16 protein-coding genes and 2 pseudogenes are annotated in these 21,926 nt (G+C 55.6%); 7 read left to right on the top strand and 11 right to left on the bottom strand.

The annotated features are described in order from the left end of the window. Positions 1 to 7 precede the first annotated feature (7 nt). Both sbcD and GTU79_RS06590 read left to right on the top strand, forming a co-directional pair. On the top strand, positions 8 to 1,240 hold the full coding sequence (sbcD, locus tag GTU79_RS06595; RefSeq protein WP_203522417.1) for an exonuclease subunit SbcD: 1,233 nt from the start codon (positions 8 to 10) through the stop codon (positions 1,238 to 1,240). Beyond that, positions 1,237 to 4,917 (top strand): AAA family ATPase, encoded by a 3,681-nt coding sequence (locus GTU79_RS06590; protein ID WP_203522418.1) that lies wholly within the window; start codon positions 1,237 to 1,239, stop codon positions 4,915 to 4,917. Before sbcD ends, GTU79_RS06590 begins: the two co-directional genes overlap by 4 nt. 13 nt (positions 4,918 to 4,930) lie before the next feature. On the opposite strand, the gene GTU79_RS06585 is transcribed toward GTU79_RS06590, so the two are convergent. Continuing rightward, entirely contained in the window at positions 4,931 to 5,677 is a 747-nt protein-coding gene (locus GTU79_RS06585) for a hypothetical protein (protein WP_214513788.1), read from the bottom strand. 27 nt (positions 5,678 to 5,704) lie between these two features. After that, positions 5,705 to 5,962, bottom strand: coding sequence for a hypothetical protein (locus GTU79_RS06580; protein WP_214513787.1), 258 nt, complete (start codon positions 5,960 to 5,962; stop codon positions 5,705 to 5,707). A gap of 318 nt (positions 5,963 to 6,280) precedes the next feature. On the opposite strand from GTU79_RS06580, the gene rdgC reads away from it, so the two are divergent. Continuing rightward, the gene (gene rdgC / locus GTU79_RS06575; RefSeq protein ID WP_132922977.1) at positions 6,281 to 7,192 is read left to right on the top strand and encodes a recombination-associated protein RdgC; all 912 of its coding nucleotides are present in this window, start codon (positions 6,281 to 6,283) and stop codon (positions 7,190 to 7,192) included. Positions 7,193 to 7,248: 56 nt separating this feature from the next. Here rdgC and ppnP read toward each other — a convergent pair whose 3' ends face one another. From ppnP to ydfZ, 8 genes and pseudogenes are all read right to left on the bottom strand, one after another. Continuing rightward, positions 7,249 to 7,539 (bottom strand): pyrimidine/purine nucleoside phosphorylase, encoded by a 291-nt coding sequence (ppnP, locus tag GTU79_RS06570; RefSeq protein WP_132922978.1) that lies wholly within the window; start codon positions 7,537 to 7,539, stop codon positions 7,249 to 7,251. 106 nt (positions 7,540 to 7,645) lie between these two features. Beyond that, positions 7,646 to 8,416, bottom strand: a complete 771-nt coding sequence (locus GTU79_RS06565) for an IclR family transcriptional regulator (protein WP_203522420.1) — start codon at positions 8,414 to 8,416, stop codon at positions 7,646 to 7,648. A 474-nt stretch (positions 8,417 to 8,890) separates the two neighbouring features. After that, positions 8,891 to 9,028 (bottom strand): annotated as a pseudogene (locus tag GTU79_RS06560) (YaiA family protein); the annotation flags it as partial. A gap of 120 nt (positions 9,029 to 9,148) precedes the next feature. Beyond that, positions 9,149 to 9,679, bottom strand: coding sequence for a shikimate kinase AroL (gene aroL, locus GTU79_RS06555; RefSeq protein WP_214514124.1), 531 nt, complete (start codon positions 9,677 to 9,679; stop codon positions 9,149 to 9,151). A 258-nt stretch (positions 9,680 to 9,937) separates the two neighbouring features. Next, positions 9,938 to 11,479 (bottom strand): FAD-dependent oxidoreductase, encoded by a 1,542-nt coding sequence (locus tag GTU79_RS06550; protein WP_203522421.1) that lies wholly within the window; start codon positions 11,477 to 11,479, stop codon positions 9,938 to 9,940. Between the two features lie 209 nt (positions 11,480 to 11,688). After that, positions 11,689 to 12,897, bottom strand: a complete 1,209-nt coding sequence (locus GTU79_RS06545; RefSeq protein WP_203522422.1) for an L-lactate MFS transporter — start codon at positions 12,895 to 12,897, stop codon at positions 11,689 to 11,691. 398 nt (positions 12,898 to 13,295) lie between these two features. Continuing rightward, positions 13,296 to 13,952 (bottom strand): epoxyqueuosine reductase QueH, encoded by a 657-nt coding sequence (locus tag GTU79_RS06540; RefSeq protein WP_203522423.1) that lies wholly within the window; start codon positions 13,950 to 13,952, stop codon positions 13,296 to 13,298. Between the two features lie 287 nt (positions 13,953 to 14,239). After that, entirely contained in the window at positions 14,240 to 14,440 is a 201-nt protein-coding gene (ydfZ, locus tag GTU79_RS06535) for a putative selenium delivery protein YdfZ (protein ID WP_132922984.1), read from the bottom strand. A gap of 290 nt (positions 14,441 to 14,730) precedes the next feature. On the opposite strand from ydfZ, the gene GTU79_RS06530 reads away from it, so the two are divergent. The 3 genes from GTU79_RS06530 (at position 14,731) to GTU79_RS06520 (ending at position 18,746) form a co-directional block, all read left to right on the top strand. After that, complete coding sequence (locus GTU79_RS06530) at positions 14,731 to 15,615, top strand: DUF2076 domain-containing protein (protein ID WP_214513785.1); 885 nt, start codon at positions 14,731 to 14,733, stop codon at positions 15,613 to 15,615. Positions 15,616 to 16,196: 581 nt separating this feature from the next. Continuing rightward, positions 16,197 to 16,985 (top strand): hypothetical protein, encoded by a 789-nt coding sequence (locus GTU79_RS06525; RefSeq protein ID WP_214513784.1) that lies wholly within the window; start codon positions 16,197 to 16,199, stop codon positions 16,983 to 16,985. Positions 16,986 to 16,988: 3 nt separating this feature from the next. Then, positions 16,989 to 18,746, top strand: coding sequence for an autotransporter outer membrane beta-barrel domain-containing protein (locus GTU79_RS06520; protein WP_253073504.1), 1,758 nt, complete (start codon positions 16,989 to 16,991; stop codon positions 18,744 to 18,746). Positions 18,747 to 18,805: 59 nt separating this feature from the next. On the opposite strand, the gene GTU79_RS30125 is transcribed toward GTU79_RS06520, so the two are convergent. Then, positions 18,806 to 19,285 carry a hypothetical protein gene (locus tag GTU79_RS30125; protein WP_253073503.1) on the bottom strand — a complete coding sequence of 160 codons (480 nt, stop codon included), beginning with the start codon at positions 19,283 to 19,285 and terminating at the stop codon, positions 18,806 to 18,808. Between the two features lie 547 nt (positions 19,286 to 19,832). Between GTU79_RS30125 and GTU79_RS30115 the strand changes: the two are divergent. After that, positions 19,833 to 21,461 (top strand): annotated as a pseudogene (locus tag GTU79_RS30115) (autotransporter outer membrane beta-barrel domain-containing protein); the annotation flags it as partial. Positions 21,462 to 21,926: the final 465 nt, after the last annotated feature.

The following is a 21,926-nucleotide window of genomic DNA, read 5'->3' as shown; positions in this document are numbered from 1 at the left end:
GAGCCTCATGCGGATCATTCATACCTCTGACTGGCATTTGGGTCAGTCGTTTTTCACCAAGAATCGCGCCCATGAACATCAGGCCTTCCTGCGCTGGCTGGTGACGCAGGTTGAACTGCATCAGGCGGACGCGGTGGTGGTGGCCGGCGATATATTCGATACCGGCACGCCCCCCAGCTATGCACGGGAACTCTTCAACCGTTTTGTGGTGGAGCTACAGCCCACCGGCTGCGGGCTGATTGTGCTGGCGGGGAATCATGACGCCGTCGCCACCCTCAACGAATCACGCGGACTGCTGGCCTGCCTCAATACCCGCGTCATTGCCGGCGGCGACGCCGAACAGCAGGTTTTCGTGCTTGATGAGCGTAGCGGAAAACCGGGAGCGATTTTGTGCGCCATCCCTTTTTTACGGGCCAGGGATATGCTGGTAAGCCGCGCCGGCGAGTCGGGGGATGACAAACAGCGCTCCCTGATGGATGCCATCGCCGGACATTACCGGGATTTATATCAACAGGCCATGGCGTTGCGCGATACCCTGACCGCGCCGGTGCCCATCGTCGCCACCGGTCATTTGACCGCCGTGGGCGCCGGCACCAGCGATTCGGTACGGGATATCTATATCGGCAGCCTGGATGCTTTTCCCGTCCAGTTATTTCCCCCCGCCGATTACATCGCCCTCGGTCATATTCACCGGCCGCAAAGCGTCGGCGGCCGGCCGAATATTCTGTATTGCGGCTCCCCCATCCCCCTGAGCTTTGACGAGGCCGGCCAGCCCAAACAGGTCAATATGGTGGATTTCCAGCCGGACCTGACGGCGGTGGTGACGCCGTTGACGGTGCCGGAGGTCCAGCCCCTGCGCCTGATTCGCGGCACCCTGGCGGAAATTGAAGCGCAGTTGCTCACCTTTCGCGATTACCGGGGCGAGACGAGGGTATGGCTGGATATCGAAGTGCTGACCGATGCCTGGCTTAATGATATCCAGCGGCAAATACAGCAGATTGCCGCCGATCTGCCGGTGGACATTTTGCTGTTGCGCCGCAACCGCGAGCAGCGGCGCCAGGCGCTGGAAAAAGAGCCTCATGAAACGCTGACAGAACTCAGCGTGGAAGAGGTGTTCGAACGCCGCCTGGCGCAGGCGCTGGTGCGGGATGAAGAGGAACTCAGCCGCATCCGCCTGCTGTATGACCGGGTGGTGACGGATATCCGGCACGAAAGTCCGGCACAGGAGCCCAGCCGATGAAAATCCTGACGCTGCGGCTGAAAAATCTCAATGCGCTGCAAGGGGAATGGAAAATCGATTTTACCGCCGCACCTTTCGACGGCGCCAGCCTGTTTGCCATTACCGGTCCCACAGGCGCCGGTAAAACCACCCTGCTGGACGCCATTTGTCTGGCGCTTTATCACCAGACTCCCCGTCTGGGCGGCAATCCCGGCCAGGAGCTGATGACCCGCCACACCGCCGAAGCGCTGGCGGAGGTAGAGTTCGAAGTGAAAGGTATCGGCTACCGCGCCTTCTGGAGCCAGCGGCGGGCGAAAAACAGCCCGCAGGGCAACCTGCAGCCGCCGAGAACCGAACTGGCGCTCATCGCCGACGGCCGTATCCTGGCGGATAAAATCAACGACAAGCTGCGGCTGGTCACCGACATCACCGGGCTGGACTTCGGGCGTTTCACCAAATCCATGCTGTTGGCGCAGGGGGACTTCGCCGCCTTTCTCAATGCCGACGCCAAAAAGCGCGCCGAACTCTTGGAAGAGCTCACCGGCACCGACATCTACGGCCGCATTTCCGCCGGCATATTCGAACGCCATAAAGCGGTCAAAGGAGAGCTGGACAATTTGCAGGCCCGCGCCGCCGCCATTGAGCTGCTCACCGAACCGCAACTGCAGGCACTAAACGATGAGCTGGCGCGATTAAAGGAAGAGGAGCTAAGGCTAAACCACCAACAGCAGGCGCTGCAGCGTCATTTGGACTGGCTGGCAAGGCACGGGCAGCTTACGGCGGCCTTGTCCGCCGCCCGTGAAAGGCAACAGGCCTCGGCGCGGGCTTATGACGAAGCGCAGCCGCAGCTGTCCCGGCTGACCCGGGGGGAACCCGCGGAGTCCCTGCGTCCGCTGCTGGAAGAGCAGCAACGCAGCCGACTTAGGCAGCAACACCTGGACGAGTCCATCGCCGCGCAGCGCGCCGAACAGCAACGTACGCAGCAGGCTTTACTGCCTTTGCAGGAGGCTTTCGAGCGCGCCCGCCAGGGCTGGCAGGATTATCTCCGGCACCGGCGGCAGCTTCAGCAGCTTATGGACGAGCGCATTATTCCCCTGGATCAGCATATCGCAGGACTGGAACAACAGGCGGCGCAACTGCGCCAGTCTGCCCGGGAGCTCAGCGCCCAGCGGCAAAAAAGACAATCGGCGCTGGCGGAACAACAGACCGCCCTTTCCCGGGCCGAACAGCAGCTCCGGCAGGCCGAGAGCTATTTAACGCAGCATCCGGACTATCGCCAGTGGGGAGAAGGGTTGCCGCTGTGGCGCGAACTCTTCGCCCGCCGGCAGCGGGAACGCCTGCAGGCGGACCAGTTGGGCCGGCAGCTCGATGGCTGCCTGCAACAGCAGCAAGAGCTGCTGGCCGAACGGCAAGCGGTCCTTGCCGAGGCCAAGAGCTGCCGCCGGCAGGTGGCTGTCCTCACCGAACGCTTTAACGAACTGCAGCGCCAACGGGAGCAGTGGGAAGCCCTCACTCCCTTTGGCGCGCTGCAAGATGAATGGGAGCTAAGCCGCCGGCATAGCCCTGCCCGCACCGTGCTCGTATCGTTATTGCCCCAGCGCCGGCGGCTCACGCGGGATCTCGCCGCCGCCGCCGTGCGACAGACGGCATTGCAGCAGGAACTCGATGCGCTGGCGCAAAGCAGCCGGACCAGGCAACAGCAGTGGGAGGAAAAGTCCCGGTTATTGAATGAAGTCAGCGCCCGCTATCAGCTTGAGCAGCGCATTGTCGCGCTGGAAGGCCAAAGAGCACATTTGCAATCCGGGCTGCCCTGCCCGCTGTGCGGCGCCGTTGAACACCCCTTTGTCGATCATTACCGGCTGCCGGAGCCGGCGCAAACCGAGCTCAGGCTGCAGGCGCTGCAACAGGAAGTATCGGCGATAACCGCCGACCGGGTGGCGACGGATACCCGCAGCGGCATGCTGCTGAACCAACGGCATCAAGCGGCGGATGACGAGGCGCAACTGCAAAGGGAACTGACGGCCATTGATGAGCAGTGGGCGTTGGCCGCCGCCGCGCTGGGCAGGGAACTCTCACCCGCCGACGACGGGAACGTGGCGGAATGGCTGGCGCAACAGGATGCGCGGGAGCAGGCGTTAGCGGAACGGCTCGAGACGCGGCGGCAGGCCGAGGGTCAATTACAGGCCGCGCGAGACGCCATGAACGAAGCCAACGGGAAAGTGGCATCGGCCGAGGCCCGGCTGGCGCTGAACGACCAGTTACAGCACACCACCGCGCAGACGTTACAGCAGGCCACGCTGCGCCTGACCGAGCAGCAAACCCTGGTCCGGCGGTTGGCGACGGAAATCGCCGCGTCGTTGTCCCCCCTCGGGCTTACCGTGCCGGAAGAGAATAATGTCGAGGAGTGGCTGGCGGCGCGCCAGCAAGAGTGGCAGCTGTGGTGCGGACATTTGCAGCAGGAGCAGGAGCTTAAGGTGTCCCTGGCGGCGCAGGCTAATGAAATTCGCAACCACCAAGACAGCCTGGAGGAACTCGCGCGCCAATCGGCCGAGCTTGAACAGCGGACCGAACACACCCGAACCGCTTTGCAACAGGCGCGGGATGAGCGGCGGTTATGGGTGGGGGATGCCACCGTGTCGCAGTTAAGCGACGAACTGCGCCGTCTGGGAGAAACGGCGGAACAGGCGCGCCAGCAGGCGGAGCAACGGCTGCAGCATGCCAGGGAACAACTGCTGCAATTAACGGGCAGTATCGAAGCGCAACAGCGTCAATTACAGGAATTCGACATGCAGACGCAGCAGGCCGGGGCCGCGCTGCAAGGCGCTCTCGACAGCAGCCCGTTCGCCACCGTCGCCGAATTGCTATCGGCTCTGCTGCCCCCGCAGGAAAGGGATCAATTGCGGGACATGGAAGAGAAGCTCAAGGAGCGGCGCCAGCACGCCGCGGCCTGGTATGAACAGGCGGAACAGGCGCTGAAAAACAGTCTGGCGGAACGTCCTGCCGACCTGGGAGAGGAGCAACAGCCCGCCGCCGTGGAGCAGCGGCTGGCCGCCGTCAAAACCCTGCTGGCGGAAAAAGCCCGGCGGCAGGGTGAAATCCAGCAGCAATTGTCCAGCCATGAACGCCGCCGGCTCGATCAGCACAACCTGCTGCAGGCTATTGCCGACAGCGAGGCGGCCTATGCGGACTGGAGCTACCTCAACGAGCTGATAGGCTCCAAAGAGGGGGACAAATTCCGCAAGTTTGCCCAGGGTCTCACCCTTGAACATTTGATTCATCTGGCGAACCGGCAGCTGGCGCGCCTGCAGGATCGTTACCAGCTGCGGCGTAAATCCGCCGCCGAGTTGGAACTGGAAGTCGTGGATACCTGGCAGGCGGAAGCGATACGGGATACCCGCACGCTGTCCGGCGGGGAGAGTTTCCTGGTCAGCCTGGCCCTGGCCCTGGCGTTATCGGATTTGGTGAGCCACAAAATCCGCATTGATTCCCTGTTTCTCGATGAGGGTTTCGGCACGTTGGACGCCGAGACGCTGGATATCGCCCTTGATGCCCTGGATACGTTAAACGCCACCGGTAAAATGATTGGCGTTATCAGCCACGTGGAGGCCATGAAAGATCGGATTCCGGTGCAGATCAAGGTTAATAAAATCAACGGCATGGGCGTCAGCCGGCTGGAAGCCCGTTTTGCGGTCCGCTAGCCGGCTTCTCCCTTCAAAAGGCGTAGCGATGGGCGGTTCTGGCGCCCCAGAGGCCGCAATAGGCGCCCACCGCCGCGCCGATCAGTAGCGCGATAAACAACCATACCGCGGATTTGGCAATGGCTTTCGCGGCGGCATCGGCTTGCTCCCTGGCCTGCTCTTTCCACTGCTGCATTTCCGCCATGGCATCATCAATATTCTGCTGGAGATCCTCCAAACGCGCCTTGACCTCGGCGATCGCCTGCCGCTGGTAGCGGATCACCGTGTCGGTGGCCTGGTTAACTTCATCGGGGGACATCGAGGTATCGCGCGCCAGCGCCTGGCGGATGTCGTCCCGCTTGATATCATCCGTGATACCGTCCCCGCGCTGCTTGAGTTTGACGGACAATTGATGCATCTCGCTGTCGAAACTGGCCGGGCTTTTTAAAATGGCGTTCATGGCGCTTTGCATATCATCACGGGCTGCCGACAACTGTCTTGGCAGGTAGTCCGGCTTTAACGACTCTATACTGCTGTTTTGCAAAGCATTCACTGCCTTTTTCGGCATCGGGTCCGCCGGGAGTCCGGCATTCATCCCCATGGGCTTTAGGGTATTCTCTAACAGGCCTTGCAAATGGCCTTTATTGTCTGATAAAGACGAAACCATGCCTGACGACGCGCCGCCGGTGACCGAGGCAAGGGAACCGATAATACTGCCGGCGGCCCGTAGCGCCCCGCCTATAATAATGCTACTAATGATAATTGCGATTATTAATGACATGGCCCATACCAGAAAGCCATGGCTTATTCACGCCGCGCCGGCCAGTCGACCGGCGACATAACCGCCGCATGCCAGGCTAATGAGTATTGAAATAAATGACCAGACCGTTACCGCGCTACCGACCCCCTGCGCTGGCTGCTCGGTATAGGGCTCCACCCTGCTCAACCCTAATGCCGTTTCCAATACAGAAAGCAGAACGGATATTGCCAATACGGTAATAACTCCACCGATAATAGCACCCCAGGAGGTAACTCTTGCTGTGGCGATGACAGTATGCGACTCCATAAACTTTCTCCTCGATATTCTCCCTTGTAGCAATAGGCTACGCAATCAAGTTAGTTTATGTTGGCGTGAATTCAAGAATGCACAATTCTGGGAGATATTATTAATTAGATAATTCAATTATTATTTGAAACTAATCCAGTCTGGCGCTCTTTTAACTTAACGACGGTTATGTCTTTTTTTTTCTTCGCCACTGCCGGCGCTCGTAGGCGAAAACCGGAAAAATCTTTACCGATTTTAACGTCCTTATGCGCTATCATGCGCCCTGCGTTTGAACAACCCGCGCGCTGACGGGCGCGCCAGGCCAGGGATATAAAAAATATGTTTTGGTTTAAGAATCTGATGATTTACCGCTTGACCCGCGATCTTGCGCTATCGGCGGAAGACATGGAAAAACAGTTGGCGGGCTCGGTGTTTTCTCCCTGCGGCAGCCAGGATATGGCGAAATCCGGCTGGGTTTCACCGCTGGGCGACAAAAGCACCGCGCTAACCCATGGGGTTAACGGGCATATTCTGCTTTGCGTGCGCAAAGAGGAAAAAATCCTGCCTTCTTCGGTGGTGAAACAGGAGTTGCAGGGCAAGGTGGAAAAGCTGGAGGCAGACCAGAGCCGCAAGCTGCGTAAAGCGGAAAAAGACGCCCTGAAAGAGGAAGTGCTGTTCAATTTGATGCCTCGCGCCTTCAGCCGTTACAGCCAGACATTTCTTTGGATCGATACGGGAAAAGGCCTGGTGATTGTCGATGCCGCCAGCGCCAAAAAAGCCGAAGACACCCTGGCATTGCTGCGCAAATCCCTCGGTTCGCTGCCGGTGGCGCCCCTTACCCTGGAGAATCCCATCGAGCTGACCCTGACGCAGTGGGTCCGCGGCACGGAACCCCCGGCGGGTTTCGCCATTCAGGATGAGGCCGAACTTAAAGCCCTGCTGGAAGACGGCGGCATCATCCGCTGTAAAAAACAGGACCTCGCCAGCGACGAAATCGCCGCGCATATCGAGGCGGGAAAAGTCGTGACAAAACTGGCGCTGGACTGGCTGGAGCGGGTTCAGTTCGTACTGGCGGACGACGCCACCTTGAAAAGGCTTAAATTCTCCGAGCAGCTGCGTGAGCAAAACGACGATATCGACAGAGAGGACGTGGCGCAGCGCTTTGATGCGGATTTCATTCTGATGACCGGCGAGCTATCCGAGCTCATCAGCCAGCTGACAGCGGCGCTGGGCGGCGAAACCCAGCGTTAGGATAAACGAAGAGGGCCGGTTGTGGGGCCCTCCGTTTCGGTTTGCCTATATTCTGACTATTTACTCAGGTATTTGCACAGATAGGCGCTGGCTTCGGCCACCTGCAGGAAAAACTCGCTCTTCGCCGGTACAAAAAACATCTCGCCGGGCATAAACACCTGCCAATCGTGCGCGCCGGGAATCAGTACTTTCAACGCACCGTTGATCACGGTCATCTCTTCCGGCTGTGCAGTGGTGAAAGTATACTCTCCGGCTTCCATAACGCCGACGCTGGCGCGACCAATGCTGGCGGAGTCAAAACCAATGGACTTCACTTTCCCGGCAAAATACTCATTTACATTCAGCATGGATCATTTCCTGTATCGATCATAATTTAAGTCATTCATAGTAAAAGGTGAAATATCGATTTGTCACGTCCTAATGCTGAAAAATGCCGGTAACCAGGCAGAAAAATTAACGAGGCCGCCAGCCTGGGTCGCCAATTTTTTCCGCCAGCATCCGGGTCACGGATATAAGGCGCGTTAACAGATGTTGCGGGAACGCATTGCCGTCGCTCAGGCTTGGAAAGGTCAGGCAAAGCCCGACGCGTTCGTTTCGCAGAGGATGCGTCAGAGACGTCGCCAGCGCGCTCTGGTCGGGCCGGGTTTCATTACGGGCATAAGACCAACCCTGCCGGCGCACCACGGTAAGGCGCTGTAATAAACCGGTTAACCCGTGTTGCGAAAAAGACGCATGCGCCGCCGCGCCCGGGACCAGGCGATCGATAACGTCACGCTCGGAATAACCGGCCAGCAGAGCCCGTCCGACGGCGGTGTTCGCCGCCGGTAACCGGTGCCCGGCGCTATAGGATGCCGGCCGGTGGGGGCAACCGTTAAATACCGATACGATGCGGACATAATCTTTTTCGAGCAGACAAATCATGCCGGCGCAGCCCTGTTCGTCGCTCAGGGCAGTCAGGGCGGGAGCAACCACATCCGTTAATGGCTTTGCACGCTGCCGGCCACCCACAGCCAGCAGCAATTCACCCACGGAATAAAGCCGGTTGGCGGGATTACGGACCAATAACCCCTGATCTTCCATGGCCACCAATAATCTGGACAAGGTACTTTTCGGCAACGGCAGCCGGCTGGCCACATCGCTGAAAGATAATCCCTGTTGTGGTAAAGACGAACTTTCATGGGCAAACAGTTTTAATACCGCTGATGCATTTTCCAAGGTAGACATGAGTATTTTTCATTTTCATTTTATTAAAAGCAGGTTGAATAATCTTTAAATTGTCAGCCGCTCTCCGTCAAGATAATATTTTCCCACAAAATAAACCTTCAGTTAAAAATAGCGTGTTTAATCCCTTAAGCGCGATAATAACGAGCTTATTCTTGACAATCTACGGTTATAGCCGTAAGGCTAACGGTAATTCAGTGAATTGCTCCGTGCTGATAAAGATAAGATTATTATTCAATTTACTGATAGTTGCGGGCCTGAATTCAATAAAAGTAATACAAATACAAGCCTATTGAAAATAACGTAAAATGATTAACCGGCGGTTCAGCCGCTAGAGCCTGAACCCCGGTAAGTGATAGCGTACAATCCCACCGCCCTGCTGCTTATACCGAAAATAATTCGGGCTGCAGAAAGGCGGGTATATCAGGACTTATCTTCATCCTGATACCGATCCTTAGCGTCAAGGGCCTCCTGCTAGGTATCATGTTCGCTGATAAGCGTATCGGGCCTTGGATGATCCGCCCGCAATTCATAGACTTCTTTGGATTTACCAGGCAATCCCTTTTCTTTCTTTACTATATGCGCTTCACGCGGATACGGTGGTTTACTCGCCATAATCACTCCCTTATTTATGATTTGGTCGGGTAAATAAGTATAGGCTACTCTTGAAAACTCTGCTGGCGGGTGAAGGTGCGCGGGAACGGCTGCGTGGATGGCACCGTGACGGCCGCCCCATCAGCCGGCGGCGCAGGGACAAAGCCGCTGCAAAACAGCCGAGACCACATCCTGCGGCGGCTGGCCGGCATCCAGCACATGATGGGCAGCATCCTGATACAGCGCCTCGCGGGCCAGCAATATTTCCGCTATCTCTTCGGCGATGGGCCTGCCGGTAAGACTGGGACGCTGATCCTCTTCAGGCACGGCTTCCAGGCGCCGGGCCAGCACGTCCGCCGGGGCGTGCAAAAAAAACACGGTGCCGGTGGCGCGCATGAACCGCCGGTTGGCCTCTGATAAAATGATTCCCCCGCCGGTGGCTACCACCTGACGGCCGTCGGCGCTTGCCACCCCATGCAATATATCGCTTTCGCGGGTCCTGAATCCCGCCCAGCCCTCCTGCTCCACTATCTGTGCCACGCTCAGACCGGTGGACTGCAGCAATATCAGGTCGGTATCGGTGAACTGAAATCCCAGCGCCTGCGCCAATGCCCGGCCAACGGTGGTTTTGCCGCATCCCCTAGCACCAACCATAAAAATGGGCTGTATAATCAACTGCATATCCTTTTTCACAAATAGCTATAATCGAACCTTTGTTCCGTTCGACCCGCAAAAAACCGACGGCAATACTGGCAGCAACCGCCGATGAAGTCCAGCGGAGCATTATGCGGCCGGTAAGAAGCATTAAATAACATACTTTTTGTGGGGTTGTCCTCTATGGCGCAAAAAAAAAACGCCAAACGCAGCAGGTTTATCCGCAGCGTTTGGCATGGTCATGGCGTACCGGGCGCGTAACGGCCCGGGCAAATATCAGCTTTTGGGTTCCTTAACCTCTTTAACGATGCGGCGGGCATCGGCCATGGTCAGCGGCTCGCCCATCTTGATGAGCAAGGTACCGGTAGTACGCATGCGGCCGGTGCCCACCACGGCCATCAGTTTGTCTTTCAGGCCGAACAGCGCCACAAAATCGTCTTTATCCGGCGAGCCGATGATGTCGATATCATCCCATTTCTCCGCATGCCCCAGGTATTCGTAGCGCACCCCGTAATGCTGCGTCCAGAAAAAAGGCACCGAATCGTATTTTTCATCCAGACCCGCCATAACGCCTGCGGCTACGCGGCCATGCTGCTGCGCCACGCGCCAGTGCTCAATTCGCGTGGGATGTCCGTTAAGCGGGAAGGTGGCAATGTCGCCGATGGCGAAAATATCGTGCCCGGCCGACATGGATTCATCCACAGTCAAACTGCCGTCTTTATTGAGCGGCAATTCATGGATAAAGTCCGTAGCGGGCATGACTCCGGTGGCCAGCAACACCACATCGGCATCAATGCGGCGGCCGTCTTTCAATACCACCGCCGACACATGGCGATCGCCGTCGAAAGATGCCGGTTCGCCTTCAATGAATTTTACGCCCTTTTGCTCATGGCGCCGGCGGAAAAAGCTCGCCAGATCCTTGCCGAACTGTTTTTCAAACGGCAGGTCATGCTTGGCGATAACCGTAATATCGATATCCTGTTTACGGAAAGCCGCCGCCACCTCCATACCGATAAAATTATTGCCGATTATCACCAGCCGCTGCTTTTGCTCAACCACGGCCATAATGGCGGCCGCCTGCTCCCAACTGCGTAGAACCTCAATGCCCAGCAGCGCCTTGCCCGGCAGATCCGGCCGCTGCGGGATACCGCCGGTGGCCAGCAATAATTTCCGGTAGGGTACGACTGTGCCGTCTTCCAGCCGCAGCTGGTGTTTTTTTACGTCGAGCTCTTCCACGTTGCCGGTAATGCGCTCGACCTTTTGCTTTTTGTAAAAATCATCGTCGAGCAACGACGGAACCTCATCAATGGACATATCCCCCTGAGGCACGAATTTAGACAGCACAGTACGGTCATAGGGTGCCTGTTTTTCGCGCTCAACAACGATCAACCGGCCGCTATAGCCCTTTTCGCGCAGCGCCTTCAGCGCGGCGCTGCCGCCTGCGCCTGAACCCAGGACCACTATCGCCTGCGTATCGTCCACCTTGTCCAGGGCAGCGGCGCCCGGCAGGGCCTTGGGATCGAGCCAGATTGCCCCCTCCTCCACCTTCACCGGATAACGTTTCAGGGCACGCAGAGAGGGTGGTTCGCACAAAGCTCCCTCTTCGATGGTAAATACGGATTTATGCCAGGGACATATCAGCTTCCCTTCACAAAGGGCACCTTTTTCCAGCGGGGCGCCGGAATGAGGACAGGTCGCCTCAAGGGCAAAAACCTCATCGCCTTTCCTGATGAGCAGAATATCTGTTTCGTCCATGCTGACTTTTTTGGGTCCCAGCTCCGGCAAAGCGGATAACGACATCACTTTTTGATAGGCCACGATATGCTCCTTCAGGTATCTAAAATCATCGTTTTTATAAAACCGTACTCTTTAGAGGACTATCGTTAAGCCTAGCAGCTAATTTAAGGGTGGAAAGCGTGGGGGACTCAGAACGCGACAGGATGCATTAACGGTGCGAAGCGTAGGATAAACCTGGCGGCGCACCAGCCCGCGGGGATGCGGGCTGATAAAAAATTTTACGCAGGCGGTTATTTACTCATTGCCTGACGCAGCGCCAAACGGCCTTTTTCGCCGGGGCGACGCAGCGTCAAGGAGACCACCAGGGAGATTATCGATAACACCATAATCAAATGAAAGGTCACCATAAACCCACCCAACAACGAGGCGACAATAGAACCGATAATGCTGCCGACGCCGAAACCGAGATAAATCACCCCGTAGTTTTTAGTCAGGTTGTTGAGACCGAAGTAATCACTTACCAGTGAAGGATAAACGGTGATGGTGCCGCCAAAGCTAAAGGCAACGCAGGCCAGGGAGAGAAAAAACGATGCCTCGGCGAGAGGAGCGAAGGTGAGCGCCGCCATCCCTGCCAACGATACCACCTGCGCCAGCGTGATAACCCGTATCCGCGGCATTTTGTCGGAAAGCACGCCCAAGACCAGGCGTCCGCCGAGATTGGCTATGGCGATAATGGTTACCGCATTGGCGGCCGATACCGGCGATAAGTGAACCAGGCTTTCGCCAATGTCCTTTGCCACCCCGATAACATAGAGACCGCTCATGCAGGCGGTCAAAAACATCAGGGCCAGCAGCCAATATTGCGGCACTTTGATAGATTGTCCCAGCGTAAAATCGTGGGCAGCCTGCACTTTTTGAGTTTCCTGCCGCGGTGCGTCTTTCATCACCAGACCGCCGGCGATAACCATCAGCATGGCTATCAGTCCCCACAGTTCAAACGTCACTTCCAGGCTGTAACGGGCGAGCAGCTGGCTGTTGATGTATTTGAACCCCAGGCTTCCCAAGCCATAGGCGCCGATAGCGCAGGCGGAGATCACGCCTTTACGTTCAGGGAACCATTTGACGCAATTGGATAACGTCATCAAATAACCGATGCCGTCAGCCAATCCCACCAGGATGCCGGCGCATAACCACAGCATCGCCAGGTTGGTTGCGTAGGCGGTCAGCCAAAACCCCGCCGCCAGCAACACGCCGGCGCCGATGGTCACCTTACGCACGCCGAAACGGTCTTGAAATTTACCCGCCACCGACGAGGCCACCGCCAGCGCCAGACTCAGAAGGCCGAAAGAAAAGGCCACCTGGCTGACGGGCTGGTGGAGCTTATCCGCCAGCGGACCGTTAAACAGGCTCCAGGTATACACCGATCCCAGGGCAAACTGGGTCACGATAGTGCCGCATAGGGTCAGCCACCGGATATGATTGGATTGTTGAGTCATCATGTTCTGCCTCGTAGTAATCACTATCTATACCCAAGAGATTTCCAGTTGCAGCAAGACGGCAAGCTCGTGAGCCCCAGGAGCTTAGATAACCAAGTGACTGGGATAAACGAGCGCAGCCAACACCGCTGCAACTTGAAAGATGAAGGGTATTTCGATGCCCTCATCCGGGCTTAATGGCGCCACTATAAGGCAATGCCGGCGGGAGCGGCTCGAAATGGGAATGAGATGGCCTCCCCCCGGGATGAAAAGCCTGTTGGCAGGTATGAACGGCTTAACGATTGATACGACGGGGTGACGGAAAAAAATAAGGATAAAGCGTGGTAAACAGGATTAGACGATTATTCACGAATGCTGTCAAGAATGATCATTGAATTAACATTATTAACATAAATTGATGTTTATTCATCAGCATCGCCATAGTATGTCATCCCGATACGAATAATATCCCGCCCCTGTGATTTGCGGTGCCGGTTACTGTCGCGGAGAGAGTAAATGCAACCGCAGTATTCCTGCTGATAAAAATGCTCGCGTTTACTGATTTCAATCATGCGCGATGAACCACCCTGCTTGCGCCAGTTATAATCCCAATAGGTGATGCCGGGATATCTAGCGGCGGCGCGTTTGCCGCAGTCATTTATTTGCTGCATGTTTTTCCAGCGGGAAATGCCCAGCGAACTGGAGATAATGCTGAAACCTTGCTCGAAGGCGTATAACGCGGTGCGTTCGAAACGCATATCGAAACACACCGTGCAGCGTATCCCCCGCTCCGGTTCTTGCTCCATGCCTCTGGCCCGGGCAAACCAGTTATCGCTGTCGTAATCGGCATCCACAAATGGCACCCGGTGCTTTTGCGCAAAACGGATATTCTCCTCTTTGCGGATTTGATACTCCCGCTGCGGATGAATATTCGGGTTATAAAAGAAAATGGTATAGTCAATTCCCGAGGCGCCGAGCGCTTCCATCACCTCACCGGAACAGGGCGCGCAGCAGGAATGCAGCAGCAGCTTATGGGCCTGGTGGGGAAGTTGAAGCATCGGACGGGTAGATTCGGCCATGGGCGCTGTCTCTCTGGCAACGGATAACGGGTCGAGGAAAATATAGCATAACGCAGGCGAAACGCGGTGCCGCCGGGGTCGGCGTTTAAGCAAGGTTCAGGCAACCGGGGCAAGCAAATACACCCAATCCCCCTTACCGCAGATACCGACAGGCATAATAGGCCCGCTATCACCGCGCCATGTACCGAGCGCGTTAACGGGCGGCCATGCCAATGAGGCCGGTTCGGGCAGGAGTTTTTCGCCCGACCCAGCGCCCCATGGCATGGTAGACCAGATGGCGGCCCTGCTCAGGCCAGACGAATCAGCTCAAAGGGAATATAGCGCTCGGCGGTATTCTGCAGTTCCACACACTTTGCCCGTTCGGCCTCGACGGGCGATAGCCCTTCGGCATGTACGGCCTTGGCAATGGATGTCTCACCGGTAGCGGCAATCATGACTTTCTGACCAGGGATGATTGCATTCCGATTCCTGTCATAAACGTGAATCATACACTCCTCCAATTTCCATCACGAAACCGATAGCAAGCATAGGCCCGCCGCAAGGGGCATAATTTGAGTTAAATCAAGCAAAACAACGGTTCATCGCCGGCGCCTTTTCAGCCGCAGAAGCCAACCCCGCATGAAACCTGCTCTAGGCGCCCCATTGGACAAAGTATGTTAACTGGTAACATATATCTGCAAACCTTTACGCTCGGCGCCTTTATGATTAGCCGTAAACAGACTAGATTTAAACGTAATGCAGCCTTCTGCGAACCTGAACATGTCAAAAGGTCAAAGCCATGCAATCTGAAGAGCAACGTCTTATTGAAGGGCTGTTTCAGCGCCTGAAACTGGCGGAACAGCAATCCGGCGCCCGTGATACCGCGGCGGATCGGCAAATCCAGGAATTTATCCGTCAGCAGCCCGCGGCGCCTTATTATATGGCGCAGTCTATTTTGATTCAGGAAGCTGCGCTCAAACGCCTGCATCAGCGGGTCACGCAGCTTGAAAACGAACTGACCGAGCTGAAAAACACTCCTCCCGCCCACAGCGGCGGTTTTCTCAGCAATCTGTTCGGCGGCGGTTCACGCGCGGCTCAGCCTCAGACGCAGGCCCAACAGCCCGCCAACGCCTGGGGCAGCCAAGGGCAGCAAACACCCCCTCCCGGCTATAACGGCTATGGGCAAACCCCTCCCCCCGGCTATAACGGCTACGCCCAAACGCCGCCTCCCGGTTATGGACAACAGCCGGTGCCTCCGCGGGGCGGCGGCTTTATGGCCGGCGCGCTGCCAACCGCGGCCGGGGTTGCCGGCGGCGTGGTATTGGGCAATATGCTCACCGGCATGTTCCATAACAGCCGGCCGGAAGAGATCGTGAATGTTATCGACCAGCCCATGGATACCGCCGCCACGGATCCCCTGACCAATCAGGATTTCCAAAGCGGTAACCTCGACACCTTTAATGATGTCTCCGACAGCCATTTCCTGGATGGGAACAATAACTATCTGGGTAGCGATAATGCCGGCGGCGATACCGATTACAACAACGGTTTTGGTGCCGATAACGGTTTTGGCTCGGATAATGGTTTTGGTTCAGATAATGGCTTCGGCTCCGATAACGGCTTTGGCACGGATGACGGCTTCGGCTCAGACGATGACTTCAGCGACGATGATAATTTTGTCTGATAGCCTGTCTGCTTAAAAAAATCGCCGGCGTAGCGCTGCTGGCGAAAACAAATCCCTGCTTTTGAACCGCGCCGCCAAAGCAATACTACCCAGCCCGCTAGCAGCGCGGTTCATATGGCCGGGGTTTAATTATATCGAGCCCCGCGTTATTTTTGCGAACCATTCTAATGTCTCCCAAGCTTGTACCCATCGCTCCATGACGATTTGAAGGATAATTTCACTTCACCTCACGAATACTCTCTTTACTTCTAAATTTCGCTAGAAAATAAAAACATATTAAATTACAATAATTTCATGAACCTTTTTTTTCTTAAAATTCATAAATACAGTTAAAGTAAAAAACTCGTATTTCACCGACAGTCTTTGTATTTTAGCGAAGGATCTTTTACCAAAATAATAAATAAAACTCACCATACGTTAGTTTTAGCAGGACATCCCTGATAGCAGGCCTGATAAAAATCATGTTATTACATGACAGCTTGCAGCATCGGGCTTACGCATCATTAGCAGAGGATATAAACTTTTAAGAATCACTAAATCAAGCTAATTTAATAACATATCTGTTATAAGGGCTGATAATTATGCGTAAAAAAAACTCAGTGGCGCCTTCGTTATTACATTTATTTCCTTTCAACATTAACAAAAAAATATTTTATCAGATTAAAAATATAAATAAATTTAATATTATCACCGCGACCATTGCAATGTCGTTATGTATATATGCCATTCCTGAAAAAGCGTCGGCGGCTTGCGCCCCTGCGCCGGCGAATGGCGTGACCACGACATGCGATACCTCGTCGGTGCAAACCACCACCCTCGGCACGGGGCCGGGTCTTGATAACGTGGCCATTGACGTTCTGCCTTCCGCTCAAATTGATACCGGCGAAATCAGCGCCATCAGCCTTGACTCGGGTTCCGCTATCACCCTGCAGGAAAATGCCGTGGTGCAAAATGCATCTCATGCCCCAGCCGATTCAGGCTTTTGGGGCAACGGTGAAAATGCGATTGAATTTAATAACGATACCACCTTGACGGTGGAACGCGGGGCGCAGGTACAGGCACTCGGTACCGCATATCCTTTCGCTAATGGTGCTGTTCATATCATTGGTGCGGGCAATACCATTACCAACCATGGTTTGATTTTTAGTACCGGCGGTCCGGCAATTCGGTTTGAAACTAACGTTGGCGGTAATACTTTAGACAACTATGGAACTATCGCCATGAGTGATGCTAATAAGATCGTTATCGACAGCGAGTATACTAATGGAGTTGTTTCCATCATCAATCGTACCGGCGGTCGAATTTTTGGCGGAATTCTTTTTGGCACTGGAAATTATAATATTACGCTCGAACATGGCTCGGTTTATTAGGGGGTGAATCTCGCTGGTGGCGTTGGCACCAAATTGCTGGCCCTTGAAGGGTCCTCTTGTTCTTCCCCAGCGACCGATATTTTTCCCGCCCATATTTACGAATTTCAATCGCTGACCAAAACCGGCGCGGGAGAATGGCTGTTGACGGGCCAGCTCGCCGCCACTGTCTCCAACGTGACCGTTAATGACGGCACCCTGACCCTGGCCGGCTCTAACAGCTTCAGCGGCGATACCCATATCAACGGCGGCACCCTGGCCGCCCTGGCCGCCGGTGCCTTCAGCCCCAATTCGGCCTATATCATCGCCGCCCCCGGCGCCATGGATTTAAACGGCTTTAGCCAAACCATCGCCAGCGTCAGCAATGCCGGCGTCATCAACCTTAACGGCGCCGACGCCGGCACCGAGCTCACCGTCACCGGCAACTATGCCGGCAATAACGGCCGGCTCAATTTCAACGCCAAACTCTCCGATGACGCTTCCGACTCCGAACGCCTTATCATCGGCGGCGACACCTCCGGCGAGACCACTGTCACCGTCAACAACGCCGGCGGCAGCGGCGCCCAGACCCTTGACGGCATCGAGCTGATTTCGGTCGCCGGCGCCTCCGATGGCGAGTTTACCCAGTCCGGCCGTATCGTCGCCGGCGCGTATGATTACACCCTGGCGCGCGGCACCGACGCCAATGCCGCCAACTGGTATCTGAACAGCTCAACGGCGGCGCCGACGCCGGAACCCCCCGGAGCAGAGCCTGAGCCATCGCCGGAACCCATTCCCGACCCCGACCCGCAGCCGGGCGACATGGTGGAGCGTCCTGAAGATGCCAGCTACGGCGTCAACCTGGCCGCCGCCAATACCCTGTTCGCCGCCGGACGGGATACCCGCTCGGTCTTGACCACCTATATCGACCCCATCACCGGCCAACAGCAGACCACCAGTCTGTGGATGACCAATCAAGGCGGCCACAACCGTTCCCGCGATGACAGCGGACAGCTCAGGACCCAAAGCAATCGTTATGTCCTGCAGCTGGGGGGCGATGTCGGCCAGTGGAGCAGCGACGGCGCCGACAGCTTTCGCCTCGGCCTGATGGCCGGCTACGGCCACGCCCGCAGCACGACCGACTCCCAGGTCTCCGGCTACCGCTCCAGAGGCTCGGTGGACGGCTACAGCGTCGGTCTCTACGGCACCTGGTACGCCGACGCCGCCGGCCACGACGGGCTCTATGTCGACGGCTGGACCCAATACGGCTGGTTCGACAACGAGGTGAACGGGCAAGACCTCAATGAGCAAGACTATAAATCCAAAGGCTTCACCGCTTCGCTTGAAACCGGCTACGCCTTTAATATCGGCAACAATCCGGCCAGAAACGCCACTTATTATATCGAGCCGCAAGCGCAGGCCATCTGGATGGACGTCAAAGCCGACGACCTCACCGAGGACAACGGCACCCGGGTCAGCGGTAACGGCGACGGCAATATCCAGACCCGCCTGGGGGTCAAGGCCTATATGAACGCCTACAGCGAACGGGATAAAAACAAGGACCGCCTGTTCCAGCCGTTTATCGAAGCCAACTGGATCCATAACAGCAAGGATTTCGGCGCCACGCTGAACGGCGTCACCGTCAGTCAGGACGGCGCGGCCAATATCGGCGAGCTGAAGATTGGCGTGAACGGGCAGCTTAACAAAACTTCAACCTCTGGGGCAGCGTCGGCCAGCAGGTGGGCAATAAAGGTTACAGCGACACCGCCGGCATGCTGGGGTTGAAATACCTGTTCTGAAAGACGTTATTAATAACATCGTGCACAACTTAACCCTCTTAACGTCTAATCGCGCAAACAGACCATTGTGTTGAAAGGAAGATAAGGAATGATAATTATGCGTAAAAGAAACCAGGTGGAATTGGTGCATTTAATCCCATCTTTACTACCCATTAAAGTAACAACACTATCCAAAATTAAACCTAGAAATAACTTTAATATAATAGCTTCGGCTATAATACTAAGTTTATACATAACACCAGATAAAGTATTAGCGGCATGTAATCCAGCCGCTGCGAGTGGTGTAACCATTACTTGTAATACCACATCAATACAGGCTACTCCTGTCGGTACCGGACCGGGTTTGGATAATGTCATCGTTAATGTTCTTCCTACAGCCCAAATCAATACCGGTGAATCAAGCGCTATTAGCCTGGATTCCAATGCTACCATTACCCTACAAGACAGCTCTGTAGTACAAAATAATTCACATGCTCTACCGCCTTCGGGTTTTTGGAATACAGGCCAAAACACCATTGAATTCAATTCGAATTCTGTTTTAACGTTAAGCCCTGGGGCTGAAGCCCTGGGACTGGGGTCAAACTCGAATAATACAATAGCAGGTTATGGCGGCGGGAATACGATTATTAACTATGGCTTGATTGAAAGCCAGTCTGCCTATCCCATCTGGTTTAGCGCTAGTGCTTTAGCGCTAAGGGATACCGTTGACAATTATGGCACAATTACAGCTACCAACAGCTCAAATGTAGCGATCATAAGCGATGCTGCAGCCGTAAATATAATCAACCACACTGGCGGTGTCATTATCGGCTCGATTTATCTTAGCTCAGGTTCAAGCAATTTGACGCTTGAATCAGGCTCAACGCTTGATAGCGCCATAGTCAACGGTGTAGGAGGGGTAAATTATTTATACCTCGTAGGAGCGGCCGCATCATCTCCGCCAACAGGAAATGTTTTATCCGCTAATATTATCAACTTTTTTTCGTTAATCAAAAACGGTGATAGCGAGTGGACGATCTCTAGCCCGCTCTCAAACTCCATAAATATCATCGTCAATGACGGCACCCTGACCCTTGCGGGAAATAATGTCTACACGGGCAATACTACCCTCAACGGCGGCACCTTGGCCGCCCAAGCCGCCGGTGCCTTCAGCCCCAATTCGGCCTATATCATCGCCGCACCCGGCGCCATGGATTTAAACGGCTTTAGCCAAACCATCGCCAGCGTCAGCAATGCCGGCGTCATCAACCTTAACGGCGCCGACGCCGGCACCGAGCTCACCGTCACCGGCAACTATGTCGGCAATAACGGCCGATTGAATTTCAACGCCAGGCTCTCCGACGACGCCTCACAGTCCGAACGCCTGATTGTCGTGGGCAATACCTCCGGCGATACCCAGGTCACAGTCAACAACGCCGGCGGCAGCGGCGCCCAGACCATTGACGGCATCGAGCTGATTTCGGTCGCCGGCGCCTCCGACGGCGAATTTATCCAGTCCGGCCGCATCGTCGCCGGCGCTTATGATTACACCCTGGCGCGCGGCACCGGGGCCGCCGCCCCTAACTGGTACCTTGTCAGCTCCACGGCGACGCCGGTTCCGGAGCCACCTGGAACGGAACCACCTGGAATTGAACCACCTGGAATTGAACCACCTGGAATTGAACCACCTGGAATTGAACCGCCGCTGCAACCCATTCCCGACCCCCATCCCGACCCAGGCGACATGGTGGAGCGTCCTGAAGATTCCAGCTACGGCGCCAATCTGGCCGCCGCCAATACCCTGTTCGCCGCCGGCCGGGATACCCGCTCGGTCCTGACCGCCTATATCGACCCCATCACCGGCCAACAGCAGACCACCAGCCTGTGGATGACCAATGTGGGCGGCCACAACCGCTCACGCGATGACAGCGGACAGCTGCGCACCCAAAGCAATCGTTATGTCCTGCAGCTGGGGGGCGATGTGGGACAGTGGAGCAGCGACGGCGCCGACAGCTTTCGCCTGGGGGTGATGGCCGGCTACGGCCATGCCCGCAGCAATACCGACTCGCAGGTCTCCGGCTACCGTTCCAAAGGCTCGGTGGACGGCTACAGCGTCGGTCTCTACGGCACCTGGTACGCCGATGCCGCCGGCCACGACGGGCTCTATGTCGACGGCTGGACCCAGTACGGCTGGTTCGACAACGAGGTAAACGGGCAAGACCTCAACGAGCAAGACTATAAATCCAAGGGCTTCACCGCCTCGCTGGAAACCGGCTACGCCTTTACTATCGGCGCCAACCCGGCCAACAACGCCACTTATTATATCGAGCCCCAGGCCCAGGCCATCTGGATGGATGTCAAAGCCGACGACCTCACCGAGGACAACGGCACCCGGGTCAGCGGCGACGGCGACGGCAATATCCAGACCCGCCTGGGGGTCAAGGCCTATATGAACGCCTATAGCGAACGGGATAAAAACAAGGACCGCCTGTTCCAGCCCTTTATCGAAGCCAACTGGATCCATAACAGCAAGGATTTCGGCGCCACGCTGAACGGCGTCACCGTCAGTCAGGACGGCGCGGCCAATATCGGCGAGCTGAAACTGGGGGTGAACGGACAACTGAATAAAAACTTCAACCTGTGGGGCAGCGTCGGCCAGCAGGTGGGCAATAAAGGCTACAGCGACACCACCGGCATGCTGGGATTGAAGTATTTGTTCTAAAGCGGCCATGCAGGCAACGAAACCGCCGCCTCGCGGCTGCCAAAACGTTCCATGATCCAACGGTTCTACCAACAGGCCACCCCAGTGGGACCGAAACGATCATTTTGCCGCCATCGGTACCCAAGACACTTGGCTTGTTTTCAAACCAATCATTGCAGGCTTATTTAGTTGATGTATTTATTATTATATTAATTAATGCGCCATTTCAAATATAGGGTTCCCCGAATGTATATATTACCACTTAATATCTCTGCTATCTTATTTTCCTTAATAACATGAATAAAATATCCTCTATTGATTAATATCAGCCGACAACATATATTAACCTTCCGGTTATAACCAACGGCGAATCTATATACATTTTAACCGGAGATCGATTTAGGCTGGCTTATACCCTATAAATAATAAGGTTGATTATGACGAATAAAGTGAACTCATTGGCAACTGCTCATTTGGATGCCGCTA

The sequence above is a fragment of the Sodalis ligni genome (assembly GCF_016865525.2).
In the GTDB taxonomy this organism is placed as follows: domain Bacteria; phylum Pseudomonadota; class Gammaproteobacteria; order Enterobacterales; family Enterobacteriaceae; genus Acerihabitans; species Acerihabitans ligni.
Note: the sequence above shows the minus strand (reverse complement) of the source record. Positions and strands in the feature narration are given on the sequence as shown.